General features: G+C 35.8%; 17 protein-coding genes. 8 read left to right on the plus strand and 9 right to left on the minus strand.

Translation table 11 applies throughout. From position 1 onward, the window contains the following. Nucleotides 1-35: 35 nt before the first annotated feature. The 9 genes from ATHSA_RS07120 to ATHSA_RS07155 all read right to left on the minus strand — a co-directional run bounded on the left by ATHSA_RS07120 (nt 36) and on the right by ATHSA_RS07155 (nt 10,325). Entirely contained in the window at nt 36-467 is a 432-nt protein-coding gene (locus ATHSA_RS07120) for a reverse transcriptase family protein (protein ID WP_174755549.1), read from the minus strand. 526 nt (nt 468-993) lie between these two features. Next, a complete protein-coding gene (locus ATHSA_RS07125; protein WP_161848418.1) occupies nt 994-4,698 on the minus strand; it encodes an Eco57I restriction-modification methylase domain-containing protein in 3,705 nt (1,234 codons plus the stop codon). Further along, nucleotides 4,695-8,003, minus strand: coding sequence for a helicase-related protein (locus ATHSA_RS07130; protein ID WP_161848419.1), 3,309 nt, complete (start codon nt 8,001-8,003; stop codon nt 4,695-4,697). Before ATHSA_RS07130 ends, ATHSA_RS07125 begins: the two co-directional genes overlap by 4 nt. A 135-nt stretch (nt 8,004-8,138) precedes the next feature. Further along, entirely contained in the window at nt 8,139-8,282 is a 144-nt protein-coding gene (locus tag ATHSA_RS10215; RefSeq protein ID WP_232060070.1) for a hypothetical protein, read from the minus strand. A gap of 194 nt (nt 8,283-8,476) precedes the next feature. Then, entirely contained in the window at nt 8,477-8,755 is a 279-nt protein-coding gene (locus ATHSA_RS07135) for a CopG family antitoxin (protein ID WP_161848420.1), read from the minus strand. After that, nucleotides 8,752-9,105 (minus strand): BrnT family toxin, encoded by a 354-nt coding sequence (locus tag ATHSA_RS07140; RefSeq protein WP_332066446.1) that lies wholly within the window; start codon nt 9,103-9,105, stop codon nt 8,752-8,754. Before ATHSA_RS07140 ends, ATHSA_RS07135 begins: the two co-directional genes overlap by 4 nt. A gap of 168 nt (nt 9,106-9,273) precedes the next feature. After that, nucleotides 9,274-9,516 (minus strand): type II toxin-antitoxin system RelE family toxin, encoded by a 243-nt coding sequence (locus tag ATHSA_RS07145; RefSeq protein WP_161848422.1) that lies wholly within the window; start codon nt 9,514-9,516, stop codon nt 9,274-9,276. Continuing rightward, a complete protein-coding gene (locus ATHSA_RS07150) occupies nt 9,516-9,800 on the minus strand; it encodes a ribbon-helix-helix protein, CopG family (protein ID WP_161848423.1) in 285 nt (94 codons plus the stop codon). Before ATHSA_RS07150 ends, ATHSA_RS07145 begins: the two co-directional genes overlap by 1 nt. Nucleotides 9,801-10,130: 330 nt before the next feature. Continuing rightward, on the minus strand, nt 10,131-10,325 hold the full coding sequence (locus ATHSA_RS07155) for a hypothetical protein (RefSeq protein ID WP_161848424.1): 195 nt from the start codon (nt 10,323-10,325) through the stop codon (nt 10,131-10,133). Nucleotides 10,326-10,418: 93 nt separating this feature from the next. Between ATHSA_RS07155 and rbfA the strand changes: the two genes are divergently transcribed. The 8 genes from rbfA to ATHSA_RS07195 all read left to right on the plus strand — a co-directional run bounded on the left by rbfA (nt 10,419) and on the right by ATHSA_RS07195 (nt 18,816). Then, a complete protein-coding gene (gene rbfA / locus ATHSA_RS07160) occupies nt 10,419-10,778 on the plus strand; it encodes a 30S ribosome-binding factor RbfA (RefSeq protein WP_197739134.1) in 360 nt (119 codons plus the stop codon). Further along, entirely contained in the window at nt 10,756-11,673 is a 918-nt protein-coding gene (gene truB / locus ATHSA_RS07165; protein ID WP_161848425.1) for a tRNA pseudouridine(55) synthase TruB, read from the plus strand. The genes rbfA and truB overlap by 23 nt, the downstream gene beginning before the upstream one ends. Further along, the gene (gene ribF / locus ATHSA_RS07170) at nt 11,670-12,569 is read left to right on the plus strand and encodes a riboflavin biosynthesis protein RibF (RefSeq protein ID WP_161848426.1); all 900 of its coding nucleotides are present in this window, start codon (nt 11,670-11,672) and stop codon (nt 12,567-12,569) included. Before truB ends, ribF begins: the two co-directional genes overlap by 4 nt. Beyond that, on the plus strand, nt 12,556-13,890 hold the full coding sequence (locus ATHSA_RS07175) for an MATE family efflux transporter (protein WP_161848427.1): 1,335 nt from the start codon (nt 12,556-12,558) through the stop codon (nt 13,888-13,890). The genes ribF and ATHSA_RS07175 overlap by 14 nt, the downstream gene beginning before the upstream one ends. Nucleotides 13,891-13,970: 80 nt before the next feature. Next, the gene (rpsO, locus tag ATHSA_RS07180) at nt 13,971-14,234 is read left to right on the plus strand and encodes a 30S ribosomal protein S15 (protein ID WP_161848428.1); all 264 of its coding nucleotides are present in this window, start codon (nt 13,971-13,973) and stop codon (nt 14,232-14,234) included. 62 nt (nt 14,235-14,296) lie between these two features. Then, entirely contained in the window at nt 14,297-16,465 is a 2,169-nt protein-coding gene (locus tag ATHSA_RS07185) for a polyribonucleotide nucleotidyltransferase (protein ID WP_161848429.1), read from the plus strand. Beyond that, entirely contained in the window at nt 16,383-17,720 is a 1,338-nt protein-coding gene (locus tag ATHSA_RS07190; protein WP_161848430.1) for a M16 family metallopeptidase, read from the plus strand. The genes ATHSA_RS07185 and ATHSA_RS07190 overlap by 83 nt, the downstream gene beginning before the upstream one ends. Beyond that, complete coding sequence (locus tag ATHSA_RS07195; protein WP_161848431.1) at nt 17,710-18,816, plus strand: HD-GYP domain-containing protein; 1,107 nt, start codon at nt 17,710-17,712, stop codon at nt 18,814-18,816. The genes ATHSA_RS07190 and ATHSA_RS07195 overlap by 11 nt, the downstream gene beginning before the upstream one ends. Nucleotides 18,817-18,819 lie beyond the last annotated feature (3 nt).

Consider the following 18,819-nt stretch of genomic DNA (forward strand, 5'->3'; position numbering starts at 1 on the left):
TATTTTACTCAAAATGGAGGTTTACACAAATAATCTTATACTCCCGAATCCGGGCTTTTTCCGGCAGTCATTACAGCCTCATATGACACGACAAAGGGACTTATATCAATGGCTATCAGATTTCTGAGTATCTTGCTTATTGCCAGTTTTACTATCTTATCTTCGCATGCTGGTATCCCGAGAGGTCTTAATTCAGATTTACCGGGCTTGGGAATGTACACCCGTCTGACTGGCTGCGGAATGTAGGTCATATCCTTCAGTGATTCGTGTAGCCTTTTAATGTTTTCTTGAAGGTTTTCTTCGTATTCCGCTTTGGTAACCTCGTCAACACCGGCCGCTTTATTTGCCTTCAGTTCGTTGTGGCATTCAAGCAACATTTCCTCATTTATGAGATGCGCTAAACTTGTGAATCTCTCCTTCGGCCTTTCTTTCGCAATCTGTGCTATCCTTGCAAGTTTCGTTTCCAATCGTTTCCCACCTCTGTGTGCAGCAATTGTTTCCCCTACAAAGTCCTCTTAATGTAGTTGCCTTCTCTCCACAGCCATTAAGCCGTTTCTTAGATACTACGCAGCTATCCGACTTCCTGCCCGTCTTTTGCCTTCCTCACTTTTTAGACTTGTAAGGCATACTCTATTCAGAGAACAGACAGGATCTCCTGAGTTTCTGTTAACTCTCGATTATGATGTGCCGAGTTCTCAGATCCCGGGGCGCCATTGAAAACTCACCATTTCGCTTTCAACGATGTTGCCTTGTGAGTAGCTTAAAGTGTTCAGTTACCTGAACACCTCCAAGGCTAACTACGAAACTGCTGGTTGGGCATTATTTCGATGGGACTTCCACCCATTAGAGTTAACACAATTTCTCAGCCGCACTACACAAATAATCTTATACTCCCAATAGTTTCATTATTACCTTCACAAAATCACCGTAAAAAACCCACATTTCCAAACGTAAATGAGACAATTTCTGTGGGCGGCGTGGATCAATTTTATTTTATACAGCTCTATTTGCTTTCTCCAATCTATTTTTGACAAGTTCTGCAACTGCCCAGTAAACTTCTTTGCGCTCTTCTTCGGTTAAGCCGAGAGCATCAAAAATAATATTATCAAGGGCTTGTCGATCTGGCATAGGATTAGGTTCCTGATCACGAATAGGTTTTGATGGGTCAAATCCAAGCTCAGCAAAGATGGTATTTATAAAAGATTTATTAGAAAAATCAATTTTCCCCTTGATTTCAAAATTATCTAATTTTGGTATAAGAATTTGATTTACCTCATAAACTTTTACATCTGCAGCTCCACCACCGTATCCTCTTGCACTTAATTCAATCCAAAATAGACAATAAGTGCTATTAAGTATAAAGACTGTATTTTCATTACAATATATATCGTAAAAACGGGCATCAGCAAAAGCTGCTTTATTAAATACCACAAAGAATCTCTCACCATAAGTCATTGTCCATAATGCTGTACTTATTTCTGATTCTCTCAAATCCCACCATGGTTTTCTACTTTTGCAAGTCGGTTTATTTTGATACCCTTGTTTTTCTCCCCACTTTATATATTCAAGAGCTTTTGTTCCTTTCAACTGTGATTTTGAATCATGGCACATAAAAGCAAGATAATTTAAATCTTCAATTTTTACAACTATTGTCTTTAATTCTTTTGGGCTTTTTATAACAGGTTTTAAAAATCTTGCTTCGATTTCTCCTTTCCACCCAACATCATTTTTAACTTCTATCAGAACATTGGGGTTATTGCCTGCTATTTCTGCAACCTCTTTAACTGTTTTACCCACTGGTTTCAAATAAAAGAATTCATTTGCTCCTGTTTTTATTCCAAATTTTACTTCTGCGATATCTCCCAACCTAACTAACTTTCCCTTTCCTTTTTCTAAGATTTTGAAGTAAATTTCAGGTGCTCTTAGATATTTTCCACCCCATTTGTTGCCAATATATGGAAGATCTTCTAAGTTTTGACCAAAGTTTGATTCATCGTTTCCATCGAATTCTGTCCCTTCTAACAATAAATCTTTTTTCGTCTTTGGGTATAGTCTGAAGTCTTCATCATTAAAGTTAGGTTCATTAATTGCTTCTATTTTTTTGATTACATATGGGTTGGATACATCTTCAAAGGGCTTTTTGAATGCGACGAACTTTAACGTATAATCTTTTAAAGGATTCTCTGGTTTCCTTATCAAAACAATTACTGTGTTTATATCCGCTTCCTTGAAAGAACGTTTTTTTAAGTTATCAATTATCAGTAAAGGCTCCATATTTTTGAGTAAAAATTCTTGCAACTTTGTTCCATAATTAACGTCAAGCCATGAATTTGAACTTATAAAGCAAAAAACGCCATCTGATTTAAGTAATGATAAACCCTTATAATAGAAGTAAACATAAAGGTCGCTTGTTCTATCAATCTTTGCAAGATTATCCCATTCATTTTTGGCAGACTGAATTAATTTGTTTTTGTATTCTTTCTTTAGTTCGCTCCATTCTTTACCATTATAATTTTTTTGATTTTCAAGTGGAGGAGCGATAAGTTCTTGTCGAACATATGGTGGATTACCTATTACAATATCAAATCCACCTTTTTCTGCAAATATTTCAATAAAGTCAACTTCCCAGAGAAAATAATCTTTCTCTGCTTTTTTACCTATTTCTGAATAAATATTTTTGTATTTAGTAATATTGTTATTATATAATGATATCTTTTCTTCTATTTCTTTTATCTTATTTTCTTTTTTTTCTTTTATCTGGTTCTCTATTTGGGGATTTTCTTTTTCAAAAAGGCTCCTGGATTTTTTTAGTGATTCAATATTACTGCTAAGAGATTGTATTTCTTTCTCGGTTTGTTCAATCTTAAACTGAACTATTTCTTTAAAAATCTCTTGTTCAAACATTTCAATATCTCTTTCTTCTTTGAGATCATCGTCTCTTGATCCGACGAAGAAACGTTCTTTTTTTTCTACAAGTTTTTCTATTTTTACCCTTATTGAAGGAGGAAGTGAAGGCATTTTATTCTCATTTTTCAGAGTAATATAAACTCCGGCTATCTCTTCAATTAATGAGTCTCCCTGACGAATTTTGAAAGAAAGATTCGGAAGTAGAGGTTTTGTGTAATCCATATATTGTTCGCCTGTTTCAACAATTAAAGATAGCCATAATCTTAATTCTGCAACCATTACAGCCCAATATTTAACATCCACACCATAAATATTTTCACAAATGATTTTTTCTTTTAGGGCAAATAAGTTTTCTTTACCTTCAAGATCTCGATTCAGTTTAGAGTGTAATTCAACAAGAATATTCAGCATTGCAACAAGAAAAGAACCGGAACCAACGGCAGGATCAACCACTTTTAATCTATCTAACTTATCACTTATATTCTCTAGTTCTTCTTCTGATAACTTATTATCGTCCGTGTTAAACACAAAATCTGTGATTTTTTCTTTTTGTATTTTTGTCTCTTTAGTAAGGTACTCAACAAGAGATAATCGTGTCATTAAGTCAATTTCAATTCTCGGTGTGTAAAAAATGCCTGATTCTTCTCTTTCATCTTCAAGAATAAGAGATTCATAAACCTTGCCAAGCATTTCAGGATCAACAGCAACTTCAACATCAAGAGGAGTTGATTCATCAATAGTAAAATTGTAAATTTCAAGAAATCCTTTGCGATTATCATTTGGATCTGATTCAAAGAGCCATTCAAAAACCGAATCTGGAATATTAACATCTTTATCAAGTTTTGTTTTTGAAAACAAACCGCCATCTAAAAATGGCATCAATTTTAGAGATTCTTTGATATCGTCAGGTATGCCTTCTGAAATAAGATGCTGCTTTTTATTAAATGCACCAAAGAAAAGACTCGATAGCCATCTAGAATAAAATACATCCTTTGACTTTGTAGATTTCTTCCAATCTAAATATTTTAACCAGAAATTTTTTAAATATTTTCTGTCTTGGAGCCATCCTTTTTTTTGAAGAAAATAAACAAAAAGAATTCTCGATAATAAAAGTTGAGCGAACGAACGTTTATCTAATGAAATATCATTAGGTAATGATTTTATAATAATTTCATTAAGCGCGTATTTGTAAGCGTCAAAAAATTCTTCTGTTACAGGTTCAACATTAAAGGCATTTTCTAAATCTTCAAGTTTTGGCATTTGATCATTTTCAAGTATCGGAATAAATCTCGATTTTGCAGTATGGATATTTTGGTTTTCTCCAACAAGAAATGACCATCGTCTTGCAGATGTGGCTTTTTCTTTAATTTTAACTTCACCATCAAATTCTTCAAAAAAATAATTCATTTTGACAAGAGAAAACCTCCAGTCCTTATTTTCTGGCGATTCAAAGGCAACAAGAGCCGCATCTTTAATTTCTATTTTTTCATTTTCTTTCAAATACCACTCAATAAAATTTCTTTGCGCAGTTCTCGCCCTTTCAAGCGAGGTACTTTTCTTCAGCTTAACGATTAGTAAATCAATTTTCTTACCACCATAAGAGTATTTGCCAATTATCTTTAAGGAATAAATGTGTGGCTGGAAACGTTCTGGAATTGAATCTTTCAGATATAACTGACTTTCTATTGGTTGAAAATTTTTTAAAAGGTCTTTCAGGAACAATGTGAATTTATTTTCATCAAAAGCTTGTTCGAAAACACTTAGAAGTCTTTCAGCATCTGTTCTATTCATTCTTTGCCTCCACCATTAATCAAATATAGCGATAATATGGTCTCTCTTTTTCCTTCTGGTATAGAGGACGTCTCAACATAATGACTTTCGAGAAACACCTTTGAAATTACTCTTTGCAACGTATTTATGACTTTTAACGGATTCTGCTTTTCACTTCCAAGTTTGTTTAACTCTGCAGTTGCTTTTTTCATTGTTTGCTTGGGTAATGATCCTTCCTCGATCCGACTTATAAGTTTACTAATATATTCTTCTTGTTCTTCTGTTAATCGCTTAGTATCTTGCTGGATTGCTTTCAAAATTTTTAAAATATTAGTTGCACTATCATTTCTAATATGTCTAGAATTTTCAATAAAATTTTCCTGTGTTGAAACAAGGAAAGCGTTTTTATTCCTTTCAAGAAATTCGTAATAATTATGAAGGGGTAATTTTTCTTTTTTTGTATTTAGAGAGCTTTCAATAATTTCTGCAACCCTCAAAAAATCGATCTCAATCGTACTGTTTCTATCCGAGAGGAAAAATTTAATTAATCTCCCTTTTCTAAAGAAAGTAATTAAAAAATCACCTAAAGTAATATTGCTTAAAGATGAAGGAGACATTTTTGCACAACGGGCTTTTCTGGGAAGTTGCTTTATTTTTTCAAATAAATGTGGATCGTTTTCTCGAATATTTTCAATAACCTTCAAATATTTCAATTCGCTCTCTTCTGTTTCGCCTTCTGTAACTATTTCCTTTGAAATTAGTTTATCAAATAATTCATGTGAAGATACAGGTTCTCCTTCTGTTAATATAAAGGCATCACCACCAAGTAATGTCAAAAATTCATTTATTTTCGAACTCGCAATTCGTGTAAGCTCTATTTCAGAATCTGATTGTTTTGTCGGAAAAAAATTGAACGTGTATATTTTATCAAAAGATGTATCTATACGGTTTATTCTTCCTATTCTTTGCATTAATCTTGTAGGATTCCATGGTATATCATAGTTTATTATTACATTTGATCGGTGAAGATTGACTCCCTCAGAAAGTACCTCAGTTGAGACCAATATTCTATAATCATCTTTCTTATTCTTTGCTCTTGCATCAAAATTTTCTATAACTTGATCTCTAACTTCTTCTTTAGAATCTCCATGAAATAAGAGCGCAATTTTACCTAAATGGTTATTTATATTTTGAGTAAGGTACTCTGCTGTCTCCTTTGACTCTGTAAAGATTATTATTTTATTATCCTTAAAAATATTATCTTTATTCAGATTATCCAATAAAGTCTCAATTTTAGGATCTCGGTTTATAGATTGCCATATAGATTTTATATTTTCCAAAATTTTGAGATCATTCTCAAGATCATCTTTTAACTGGGATTTGAAATCCTTACTAGGATATCTTTCTGCTTTACCTTCATCAATAAGTTTTTGAACTGCTTCATCGTTTCCCAGTTCTAAAAGTTCAAAGATCTTATTTATATAACCCTTACTTACATAAACATTTCCTTTGTCATATTCTTCAATGAATTTCTTATAAGAATTTATAAATCTGTCAATGCTATTTCTAAATGCATAAAAACTACTTTCAAGGCGTTTTACAAGGAGTACTTTCATAAAACTACCCATATTTCTTTGTGATTGTTCTTCTATATGAGAAATATTTTTCATCAAATAAAGTAATGGCGTATAACGAGCATATTTGAATTTCTTAGTTATTAGCCGAACCGTTTCCATAAAGATTTTGTCTTCTTCGTCATTTAATTGGTAATAAAATGGTTTTGGAGCTTTTACTTCTGGGAATTTAATTTTATTTTTCTTCAGATCCTCAGAAAAATATTTCTCTATTTCTGCTCTTGTCCTTCTGACCATTAAATATTTTAGAATTTTATCACGGATTTCTTTTGAATTACTTTTTTCTATTTCAATCAAGTCATTATAATCCTTCTGTCGATCAACTAAGTTAAGTTTTGATTCAAGTCTGCTAAAAAATGTTTCAAGATTTTGAACCCCAGGAATAGTGCTTTTCCTTGCGTTTTGAAAAAGTTTAATCAGTGCAAGAATATCTTTGGGTGAGTTGTTATAAGGGGTAGCAGAAACTAAAATTACTCTTTTACCACGGCAAATTTCAGAAATTTTTTCATAACTAATAGTTATTTCGTTTCTAAAGCGATGCGCTTCATCTATAATAATATTTTTAAAATCTGTTCGTTCCACTATCTTTTTTGCCTCATTAAGATTACCAATAGAAACATACTCAGCAGGAACATGAAAATCAGAAAAAACATTTGGCCAAGAACCAGGGTTACTTTTATTAAGAATGGCGGGTGGAGCTATAACAAGAGTTCTGCCGTCAATCTGATTTGCAAGCATTGCTGTTATATAAGTTTTCCCAAGTCCCACTACATCAGAAATAAAAACTCCGCCATACTCTTCTAATATCCTTTTAGCATTCAAAACAGCTTGTTCTTGATACTTGAATCTTTTAAAATTTTGAGGTAAGTATTCCATAAAAACATCATCATTTCTTGTCAATTCTTCTTTAAAATATTCATATAAGAACTTAAGATAAAGTTCATAAGGAGTTATATCTTGATTTAGCCAAGTTTTGGAATTTATTGTCTGTACGAATTTTTCACTAACATCAACAGATTCTTTCCATAATTCTTCAAATTTTTGTTTTGCAAATTCATAATCAGCATAGTTCTTCAATTCGACATTAAATTCGATATTATCGGCAAGACCAGATTGAGTAAAATTACTTGAACCCGTGATGACTCTTCCTTTATCTCTGTCTCCTTCCCTAAAAGTCATAATATATAATTTGGCATGAATATCATGAAATGGGTAAGCTTTTACTTGCAACTTACCATTTTTTATCCATTCAATAAATTTCTGCACTCCTTCTTCAACAATTTGATTGTCTTCAGATTCAGACATTTCATTTTCTACGAGATTTTCGACTATTTGCCTGGTTTCTAGATAAGAAAATTGAAATGAATCTTGTGACTTGTCTTCTGCAAATCTTATTAAATTATAAGTTTCTTTGTTTGTATTAATTCCAATAAGAATTCTTATATTTTTTGTTTGCTCCAGTGATTTATATATTGAATGAAATCCACTTATATAAAAATAAGCGACCAGACAATCAAAGAATTCGCAATCCCTTATTAGTTGATTAAACCTATCTTTGAGTGTCTTACCTGATTCGTTCGTTATAAATGATAAGTCTAAATTTGATTTCTTATTTTCCTGAACTATCGATGATTCATAAAAATTTTTGTTAAAACTTGTTGAATTTTCCTTATAAAATTTGTTCTTATCCATTCTTCTCAACTCCAGTGAATCCCATTATATACTGAACCAGTTTTAAATTCGGAATCTTTGGCCTAAAAAAGTGCTTCAAAATTGAGGGATGATCTTAGATACGATTTGGTATTCTCTGTGGCTCACAAAGAAACATTACCCGCTTATAATCTGAAAAGCAGTATCTATGAAAATCTTCAATTCCAAGTTTATCAACTTGTCTTTTACGTCTTCTTCAAAGAATTCTTTTATCTTCGATTTGAATTTCTCTTTCTTTTCATAATAGACCTGAAATAACACATTTTTCGAATATTTTCACAGTCTTTCTATTAGATCCTCATTATTACCTTCACAAAATCACCGTAAAAAACCCACATTTCCAAACGTAAATGACAGTTTTAAAATTGAAAGTGGGATAAATGATCCGCGCCGCCCACAAAAATTGATCCTCCGATTTAAATTGAATCCATTTCTTTCCTTCAACATTTACTCTCTCATTTTGCAAGTTTCGCAACTTTCGATAGCCCAATTCTTGTGGACGATCGAATTAACGGGGTATATTTTACACCCATTTTTTTACTCAGTTCTTTTATCTGTTTCAATTCATCTTCGTCCATTCTTATAGATACAGTTGTCTTAGGACGCTTTCTTACAAGCACTTTGACTTCTTCTAAGTCGTCAAAAACATCCTCCAATGAATGTGTATCCCAGAATATTCTTTCTTCTTCTAAATTTTTAAATTTTGGTATTTCATCTTTATAAGCCTTTTTCACCTTGCACCTCTCTTTTTGTAAAGTCTGATATCTTTGTCTGTCATATCACGTGCAGTTATTATTTTGACTTGATTTTTAACAGGTTTTGTAATGACGACAAACAATAATCTATTTGTTAAAGTTCTACAAAGCACGTACATTCTGTCTTTACCATCTCTGTTTGATACCATAAACAAAGGTTTATCGTCGAAAATGTCTTCTTCAACTTCTTCTGGCATGACATCATGCTTTGCAATGTGTTCTATTGAGCCTTTTGTCCATAAATATATTCTACCAAGACATATCACCAGTTCTATTGGAACACGAAAAGTAATAAAAGTCGTTAAGTGGAAAATGCTCGAATTTAACACAAAGCTTAAGCTAATTTGGGAAAGATCTCGAAAATAATGGATCAATTTTGATGAGCGCGATGGATCAATTTCTGATTTACTTTATACAGTTAACTCGACTTGCATAATTTGATATAAGATTTTATTCAAAACGGTAAAATTGCACAAATGAATAAAGAACTTTCTTTCTCATAAGTTCTTGTAAGCTGAACCTCTTGGTAAGACTCGAACAACATAAAGCACTTTTTTTTCGAGCTTAAAAATAACTCTGTAATTGCTTACTCTCAAACGATAAAATTCAACACCTTTTAGTTTTTTAACATCCCCAACGCTTTCATTATCAAGGCGTTCGAGAACATCCATAATGTGTTTCTGCAATTTAGAAGACAATTTTGAAAGATCCTTTACGGCTTGTCTATCAAATTCTATCATCAAATGTTCAACTCTTTTTTGGCCTCTTCAAGGGAAATACTTTCAACTTTTCTTAGAGCTTTACGGCTTTCATATTCTTCAATGACTTTTATCTCATCCAATTCGGGTTCTACTTCGGGAACGCTTTCGAGGAAATCTAAAAGGTTTTTAAAGTGAGAAACCTTTTTCAAGTAGTCTTCCACGGCTGCCCGTATGATAACGCTTTTTGAAACTCTGAGCCTGTGAGCTTGTGTATTTAACTCTTCAAGGAGTTCATTATCTATCTTCACGCTTATAGTTTTCATAATCCACCTCCTTTTTGGGTGTTACTATGTATTATTTTATTATACCATAGAATAAAAAACAGCCAAAATTGGGTGTGTATAAAGTAATGGGGTATAAAGATTATGTAAAATGTGGATTTAGAAGAGTCTTAATTTTGTCTTCCACATAAGAATTATTCAGAGTTGCTAATGTACAATCAATATATCCCAAATGAGTGTCTTGATCATCAATGTGTTTCTTCTGTGCTTTAACCTCGTGAATCTTTAGCACTTTCTCAGATAAAATCATCATGTGCCTTATCATGTTAAATAACCCTCTTTTTGACCAACTCCTACCCTTAAGCCTTTGCTTTACTTTTTTGACGTTGCTTTCGCATGAACCAAAATATCCCTTGTATTCAAAAGATTTGACCAGTTTTTCCTCTTCTTGATCCTTAATACCTTGTATCCCCTTTCCAAATAAGCGGAACATAACTCCTCATCCAATTCTTTCATGACCGTGTCAAGAAATTCTTTTATTAGAAGCCTTTTTCTCCCTCCTTTCATCTTCATACCCCTATATTATATACACACGAGTGTGCATATAATCTTTTTGTTTATGGTATAATTTTCTGAAAAACTTAAAAAGTGGTGATACCCATGGGATACAAAAAAGAGATGATGGAGTCCGAGATAATGAAGATCGTCTCTCAGGCGCTTTTGAATATGAAGGATCCAAGGATTGCGGGAATGATCTCCGTTACGCGAGTAGAACTTTCAAATGATAAAAGGTACGCAAAGATCTATCTAAGCCTTTACGGAAACGAAGAGGAAAAAAATACCGAGATTTTTGGAATAATAGAAAAAGCAAAGGGATATTTCAAAACTGAGATAGCAAGGAATATTCACACTTTTAAAGCGCCAGAAATAACCTTTGTAAGGGACAGAGGAATAGAAAAGTCATTTGAAATAGATAAACTCTTCAAAAAGATAGAAAATGAACGGCATAATCAAAGTTGATAAACCACAAGGACCCACTTCTCATGATGTCGTTGAAAGAGTTAGAAAGATATCCGGTATGCGTGTGGGTCATGCCGGGACGCTTGATCCATTTGCAAGTGGTTTGCTTATAGTCGGCATTGGAGAAGGCACAAGAATTCTTGAATATTTTCTTGATTTTCCAAAAACCTATGAGGCAGTCGCACGTCTTGGAATTGTAACTGACACATACGATAGAACGGGAAAGATAATGGAAAGATCTGAATGCGTAGCAGACGAACAAATGGTGAGAGATGTATTTCTCTCTTTTATCGGGGAATATTATCAGGTGCCTCCTATGTACTCGGCAAAGAAAATATCCGGAAGAAAACTCTACGAACTTGCCAGAGAAGGAAAAATAATAACGATGCCTCCTTCAAAAGTAATGATATACGAGATAAAGGTTGAGAAGGTTGATCTGCCATATGTTGAATTCAAGACCGTTGTCTCTGGGGGCACTTATATTCGTGCGCTGTGCAGGGATATAGGAATTAAACTTGGTTGCGGTGCCATCACAGAAGAATTAAGGAGAACAAAGGTAGGTCCATTCGATCTTGAAGGATCGATAAATCCTTTCGATAAAGATCTCATAAATTGCGAAGAAATAATGTCTTTAGAAGAGGTAACTAAATATTTGTTTAAAACTGTCGTTATCAACGAGTCCGGAGAGAAAAAGATGAGGAATGGGATGCCTTTGAAAATAGAAGATTTGATCGCCTACGAGGATTTTAAAAAGGGGGAGGTCTTAAGAGTTTTAAGCAAAGAGAAATTGATATCTCTTTCGATTGCGCAAAGAAGTTCTAATTTTTTTGATACCGTAAAAAAACATGAAAGACATGATTTACTCTTAAAGCCAAAGAAGGTGTTTTTACATTGAGATCTCTAACTATAGGTGTTTTTGACGGCGTCCACCTTGGGCATACTTACATGGTAAAAAAGATGGTCAATTATGCTATTGCCCATCATCAGATTCCAACGGCCATAGTTTTTGAAATGCCGTATGAGGCAATCGTAGATCCTAAAAGTTTTGAAGGATTGATAACGACTCCCCAAGAAAGGGTTGAACTCCTAAAAAAGATAGGAGTTGTAGATGTTATTGTTCAAGATTTACGTGAGATAGCCGAAATGAATGAAAGAGCCTATGTGGATCTCCTTGTGAATAAGTACGAAATGAAGAGTATTTACATAGGCTATGACTTTAAATTTGGAAAGCGCGCCAAGGGAGATATAGATTTGCTAAGGGAAATGGGCAAGATTATGGGTTTTACGGTTGATGTAACTCCCAAGATCATCGAAGGTGGAGTAAGGATAAGCAGTTCTCTCATAAGAAGGGAAATAAGGGCCGGAAGGGTCGATGTGGCCATGCATTTCCTCGGAAGACCGTTTTCTATCTCTGGAACGGTTTTTAGAGAACGTGGCATAGGCTCTAAGATAGGATTTCCGACGGCAAATATCTCGAGAGAAGGTACAAATCTTGTCGTTCCTAAATATGGTGTATATCTTGTCAGATCAACGATAGACGGTTCTATAGTTTACGGTGTCATGGGTATAGGCGTTAGGCCAACAACGGATACAGATGGCAATGTAACCTATGAGGTTCATTTCTTGGATGGAGAATATAAACTCACCGGAAAGAAACTCAAAGTCGAACTTCTTGAATTTATGAGACCGGAGATGAAATTCAAAGATCTCAATGAATTAAAAGAAGCCATAAGAAAAGATGTTGAAAGGGCACATGAACTGATATTTCAAAAATCTTATGAACAAATTTGATTATACAAACGCTCCCATCTCAAAATCTCTTTTAAGGCTTGCCTTGCCGTCGATGGGAGCATCTTTTTTCTCATCCATATACAATTTGATAGACACTTTCTGGATTGGCCACCTTGGAGCGGATCAGGTGGCGGGTGTTACGCTTGCCATGATGATCTTTTATTACGGTTCGATCTTCAACGACCTTTTTGGAACACCTTCTGTGATAATGATATCGAGAAGGTACGGGGAAGGAAATTACGAAGAGGTAAAGTGGGTCGTAGGCCAGACTATTCTCGCAAAAATAGCGCTTGGTACCATTTTCATGATCATCGCGTACATCTTTCTCGGACCTCTTTTGACTTTAATAGGGGCAAATAAAAACACATTCGCCTACGGAATGGACTTTCTAAAATGGAGACTTTGGGTAATACCTCTTTCTTTTGCCGGATATACCATGATGACCACCTTTAGAGGCACTGGAGATTCTTACAAATTATTCTGGGTGCAGGGTATTTCGGCAGGCATTAACATATTGCTCGATCCGATCCTCATATATTCATTAGGAATGGGTGTAAGCGGGGCGGCAATAGCCTCAGATATATCCGAGATATACTTGCTCGTTATGGGAATGATCTTGTTGAACAGTCAAAAAAGTTACTTAAAATTCAATCCTTTCGGGTATATGAAACCGAGATTTGACATAATAAAGAAGATGGTGTCTCTTGGAATTCCAAGTGTCTTTGATACATTTTCGGCGAATTTCGTTTATACCCTTGTTCTTAAGTTCGCATCTTTTTACGGTGCGGATCTGGTTGCAGCCCTTGGAATAGTAAACAATATAAGAAGTATTTCATTCACACTTGGTTTTTCAATGAATATGTCCACATCTACGATGATCGGGCAAAATTTGGGGGCAAAAAAGCATGAAAGACTTAAAAAAATAATTCTTACCTCTGTATGGATCGGAGAACTTTTGATAGCAGGTTACGTTTTTGCACTTTTCTTATTCGGATCTGAGATAACTTATTTTTTCACGCCGAATCAGAACGTTGCAATGATGGGTGGGGTAATCATGAAGTTTTTTGCGATTAACGAGATCTTTTTCATAATAGCCATGATTGGTTACGGTGTTCTAACTGGAGGTGGTCTTACCAGAACGACTATGATGATAGGAATTATTTCAGACTGGCTTGTCCTCGCACCTCTTGTTGTTATCTTTTCTCTTCTTCACATGAGATGGGAATTTCTGATCTTTGCTTTTGTTATTCAAAGTTTTGTCATGGCAATGTTGGCAATTTGGGAAGTTAAAAAGGGTAAATGGATTGAACAGAAAATTTGAACTTTATGGTAAAATATATTTAGACTCGAACTCAGAGCGTGGATAGTCCCACTCTTAGTTCGAAGTGACGGAGGTGCTGTATGGAAAAGGAAGAAAAGAGTAAGATCATCGAGAATTTCAGAATCAACGAGAAGGACAACGGATCGGTAGAGGTGCAAGTCGCGCTTTTAACTGCAAGGATCAACCATTTAACCGAACATCTTAGTACTCATCCGAAAGATTTTCATTCGAGAAGAGGCCTTCTTAAGATGGTTGGAAAAAGAAGAAGACTTCTTCGATATTTGATGAATCGTAAACCGGATGTTTACAAAGATCTCATATCAAAATTAAATTTAAGACGGTAATTTTAATTATTGCTGAAGCGGGGTAGCCCGCTTCCTTCTTTGAAAAATTAAGAGGTGATTAAATGTACAGAGTTTGGAAAAAACATTTCAAAGGTAGAGATCTTATAATAGAAAATGGTAAGATTGCAAAACAAGCAGATGGAGCATTTGTCGTCAATTACGGAGAATCAACGATTCTCGTTACCGCAGTTATGGAAAAGAACGCAAAGGAAGGACTTGATTTTTTCCCACTGACCGTTGAATTTCAGGAAAAATTCTACGCGGCTGGCAAGATCCCGGGAGGATTTATAAAGCGTGAAGGGAAACCTTCGGAGAGCGGAATTCTATCTGCCAGAGACATAGACAGACCTATAAGGCCTTTATTTCCAGAAGATTTTAAGATGCCAGTTCAAATTGTGGCCACCATCCTTTCTTTCGATCCAGACAATCCACCCAACACATGGGGCATTTTGGGAGCATCTCTTGCTCTGAATGCTTCTGTTATACCCTTTAACGGTATAGTTGCCGGTGTTAGAATAGCGCATGTTAAAGGAGAATATGTCTTCTTTCCTTCCGAAGAAATCGCGAAAGAAGCAGACATTGATCTTATAGTCGCGGGAACAAAAGACGCCATCACAATGGTCGAAGGAGAGGCAAATGAAGTAAGCGAGGATCAGATGGTTGAGATCCTTATGGAAGCCCACAATGCCATAAAAGAACTCGTTGAATTTCAAGAGGAGATTCTTTCCGAATTCAAAGTTGAGAAGTTCCAGTACGAAAAGAATGAACTTGAGGAAGGGTTAAAGGGAAAATTCTTAAGTCTTCTTTCAAATGAGGAGATCGAAAAAAGACTTCTTACACCCGGGAAACACGAAAGAGACAAAATGATAGAAGAATACAAAAAATCTAAGATAGATTCTTTCATTGCTGAATCGCAAATACCCGAAGAAAAACTCGATGAAACGAAATATCATCTTTCCGAATTGTTCGAAGGTCTTGTGAAAAACAGGATGAGAAGGATGATCTTCGAGAAACATCTTAGAGTCGATGGACGAGGCCCTGATGATATAAGGCCTATAACGTGTGAACTTGGTCTTCTTCCAAGAACGCACGGAAGCGCTTTATTCACAAGAGGAGAAACGCAAAGTCTTGGTATTGTAACGCTTGGTGCTTCGATGGATGTTCAAATAATAGATACTCTTCTCGAAGAAGGAGAGAAGAGATTTATGCTCCATTACAATTTCCCACCTTTCAGTGTTGGCGAAACAGGTAAGTTTGGAAGCCCCGGAAGGCGTGAAATAGGGCATGGTCATCTTGCCGAAAGGGCTTTAAAGCGTATGATACCGCCGGAAGAAGAATTCCCTTACACGATAAGAGTTGTCTCTGAGATACTTGAGTCTAACGGTTCTTCATCCATGGCAACGGTCTGTTCTGGCTCTCTCTCCTTGATGGATGCCGGAGTCCCGGTCAAGAAACACGTTGCCGGTGTAGCGATGGGGTTGATCTTCGAGCCGGATGGATGGATCGTTTTGACGGATATAATGGGAATGGAAGATCACCTCGGAGATATGGATTTCAAAGTCGCTGGAACTCGGGAAGGAATAACGGCCTTCCAGATGGACGTTAAGGTTGGTCAGGTCTCGGCAGAGATTCTCAAAGTAGCACTTGAAAAGGCGCGTGTAGCTCGAAATAAAATCCTTGACATAATGTACAGTGCGATTCCCGAGCCGAGGAAATCTCTCTCCAAATACGCTCCTATTATAAAGATCACATTCGTTCCGGCAGATAAGATAGGAGAACTCATAGGGCCGGGAGGAAGAAATGTAAAGGCTCTTTCAGAAGAGTACAATGTTGAAATTCAAATAGAAGAGGATGGCAAGGTCAAGGTCGTAGGAAATGATCCCAAAAAGATAGATCAAGTAATAGCCTACATCTCCAATATGAGCAAAGAAATAAAACAGGGAGAACGTTTCATGGCGACTGTAAGCCGTGTTGAGAAATATGGATTTTTTGCCGAAGTAGTTCCCGGAAGGACAGGCCTTGTACACATATCAAAAATGGGCAGACACGTAAAGAACGTTGCAGATGTCGTCCACGTTGGAGACAAGGTCAACGTCGAGATAACTGGTTTTGATCCGTCTGGAAAACTTCAGTTGAGACAGATAGTAGATGAAGAAGAGGAACGTACAGAAGGGAGAGATAGCAATAGAAAGTGGAACAACAATAAATCAAAAAGAGAGAATAACGACTAAAAGGCTTAAAAATGGATCGCTTATGGTCCTTAAAAACATCCCTTCTTTAAGGACCATAACTATAGGCATAGGGGTAAAGGTTGGATCTGTAAATGAAAAAGAGGGAGAGTACGGAATCTCTCATCTTATAGAACATTCCGTGTTCAAGGGAACTAAAAGTTTTGCTTCTTCAGAGATAAAAAGAAAGATAGAAAAATTTGGTGGCATAATAAACGCTTTTACATCCGAAGAGTACACACTTTTTGAATCGAAAGTACCTGATTTTGCGGCCAAGGAATCTTTCGATGTTCTATTTGAACTTGTAACCTCCCCGCTTTTTCCGGAAAAAGAGATAGAGTCAGAAAAGCAGGTTGTACTTGAAGAGATAGCCATGTACGAAGACGATCCGGCGGCACTTTCCGAAGAAAATCTTTTGAACTCCATATGGGGAAATACGGAATACGGAAGACCAATAGCGGGAAAGGCCGAGAGTGTTAAGAAAATAACAAAAGATCAAATAGAGAATTTTTTCAAGAAACATTACGTTGCCGGAAATATGGTGACAGTCTTAATAGGAAATCTTTCCGCAATCGATCTTGATTACGTGGAAGAGAAAATGGCCTCGATAAAGGGTTCAAAACCCGAAAGTTTAAAACTTGATCCACACCCGCTCGATCCGACTATGAAGATAGTCGAGAAAAGTGATCTAAATCAGGCAAATGGAAGCATAGGAATTCCATCTGTGCCGCGCGGGGACAGAATGAGTTATGTGCTTGGTGTGATTTCCACAATTCTCGGAAGTGGAATGAGTTCAATTCTTTTCGATAGATTGAGAGAAAAACTCGGTCTTGTTTATTCTATTTCCTCATCGAATCAATCTCATTCTTTTTGCGGTGAGTTTACAATAAATTTCTCGACTTCTCTTCAAAACACCGGTAAAGCCTTGAATGAAATAAAGAAGGTTTTAAATGAATTGCCTGAAGAGATATCGAAACAATTAGAATATGGAAAGAAAAAGGTTAAGGGTAGACTTCTTATGTCTACGGAGTCGACTCTTGCGACGATGTACATGATCGTCGACGATTACTTCACAATAGGAAAGATAAGAGAAATAGACGAAATAAGCGAAAACATAGATACCGTCACCGAAGAAGAAGCGATAACGGCCTTTGAAAGATACATGAAAAGAAAATGGACGCTCTCTTTTGTCGGACCGCAGGGGTTATCGAGATTCTTTGATAATTGCGAATTCGTGGTGAATCACAATGGCGATTGAATGGAAACCTATCGAGAACATAAAAGAAGGAGAGATACTCGGAGAAGATTTGTACGATAAATCTTCTTTCAACGTCTTACTTGCCAAGGGAACAAGGATAACAAAGGATAAAATAGAAATTTTAAGAAGTCGTGAGATACTCTGGCTTCCCATAGAGACAAAAGAAAAACCATCGGACGAACTTGAAAAGATAAAAAGTTCTATAGATTTCGATCAGGAATTAATAAAAAACGAAGAACCAATAGCGGCAGGAGTTAAATTATCAATACAGGAAGAGATGTACCAGAATTTTATAGATTCCTTTAAAGATATATCAAGGGAATTGAAGATCGGAGAGAAGATAGATCCAACCCCGATTCAACGAACCGTTGGTGTGCTTGTAGACGAGATGATGACCCAAAAAGAATTTGTCGTTAATCTTTTTAGAAAACATCCAAGTGGATATCTTTACAAGCACGGAATAAACACAGCAATTCTTTCTTTGATGATAGGAATCACCCTTTCTATGTCGAGATACCATCTTGTTCCCCTCGCACAATCTGCCGTCTTCCACGACATAGGATTGATGCTTTTGGACGATCCGAATTACGTGGATATAGGAAAGATGACCGAAAGGGAAAAGTTGCTCCAACATACGGCTATAGGATACAAGGTGCTTTCCACATCTGGTACCATCGACAACAGAGAGGTGCTCGACGCAATTCTTGAACATCACGAAAAGTACGATGGAAGCGGTATTCCACTTGGAAAGGCAAAGGACGACATAAATTTCTACGCAAAGGTTATTCAAATTGCGGACGCTTACGATTCTTTAACATCTACAACATCTGAAGCCCTTAAGATGAGTCCCTATCAGGCGATAAAGTGGATCCTATCGAGAGCGGGAAAGGACTACGATCCATACGTCGTCAATAACTTTCTTAAAGTCGTTGGCATGTACCCAACCGGTACACGTGTAAAATTAAGCAACGGGAAATCAGGAATGGTTTTAAGATCGAGCGGTGTTGGTTTACTCGTTCCCGTCGTCGTTGTCGAGGATAAAATCGTAGACCTTTCAAAAGATAAGAGCATATGGATAGAGGCTGTTATTTATTGAAAG

The sequence above is a fragment of the Athalassotoga saccharophila genome (assembly GCF_009936215.1).
Classification (GTDB): domain Bacteria; phylum Thermotogota; class Thermotogae; order Mesoaciditogales; family Mesoaciditogaceae; genus Athalassotoga; species Athalassotoga saccharophila.

Excerpts from the sequence above, each read along its gene's own strand:
- ATHSA_RS07125 (WP_161848418.1), bottom strand. The coding sequence starts at position 4,698 with ATGAATAGAACAGATGCTGAAAGACTTCTAAGTGTTTTCGAACAAGCT.
- ATHSA_RS07130 (WP_161848419.1), bottom strand. The coding sequence starts at position 8,003 with ATGGATAAGAACAAATTTTATAAGGAAAATTCAACAAGTTTTAACAAA.
- ATHSA_RS07145 (WP_161848422.1), bottom strand. The coding sequence starts at position 9,516 with ATGATAGAATTTGATAGACAAGCCGTAAAGGATCTTTCAAAATTGTCT.
- ATHSA_RS07150 (WP_161848423.1), bottom strand. The coding sequence starts at position 9,800 with ATGAAAACTATAAGCGTGAAGATAGATAATGAACTCCTTGAAGAGTTA.
- ATHSA_RS07155 (WP_161848424.1), bottom strand. The coding sequence starts at position 10,325 with ATGAAAGGAGGGAGAAAAAGGCTTCTAATAAAAGAATTTCTTGACACG.
- rbfA (WP_197739134.1), top strand. The coding sequence starts at position 10,419 with ATGGGATACAAAAAAGAGATGATGGAGTCCGAGATAATGAAGATCGTC.
- truB (WP_161848425.1), top strand. The coding sequence starts at position 10,756 with ATGAACGGCATAATCAAAGTTGATAAACCACAAGGACCCACTTCTCAT.
- ATHSA_RS07175 (WP_161848427.1), top strand. The coding sequence starts at position 12,556 with ATGAACAAATTTGATTATACAAACGCTCCCATCTCAAAATCTCTTTTA.
- rpsO (WP_161848428.1), top strand. The coding sequence starts at position 13,971 with ATGGAAAAGGAAGAAAAGAGTAAGATCATCGAGAATTTCAGAATCAAC.
- ATHSA_RS07185 (WP_161848429.1), top strand. The coding sequence starts at position 14,297 with ATGTACAGAGTTTGGAAAAAACATTTCAAAGGTAGAGATCTTATAATA.
- ATHSA_RS07190 (WP_161848430.1), top strand. The coding sequence starts at position 16,383 with ATGAAGAAGAGGAACGTACAGAAGGGAGAGATAGCAATAGAAAGTGGA.
- ATHSA_RS07195 (WP_161848431.1), top strand. The coding sequence starts at position 17,710 with ATGGCGATTGAATGGAAACCTATCGAGAACATAAAAGAAGGAGAGATA.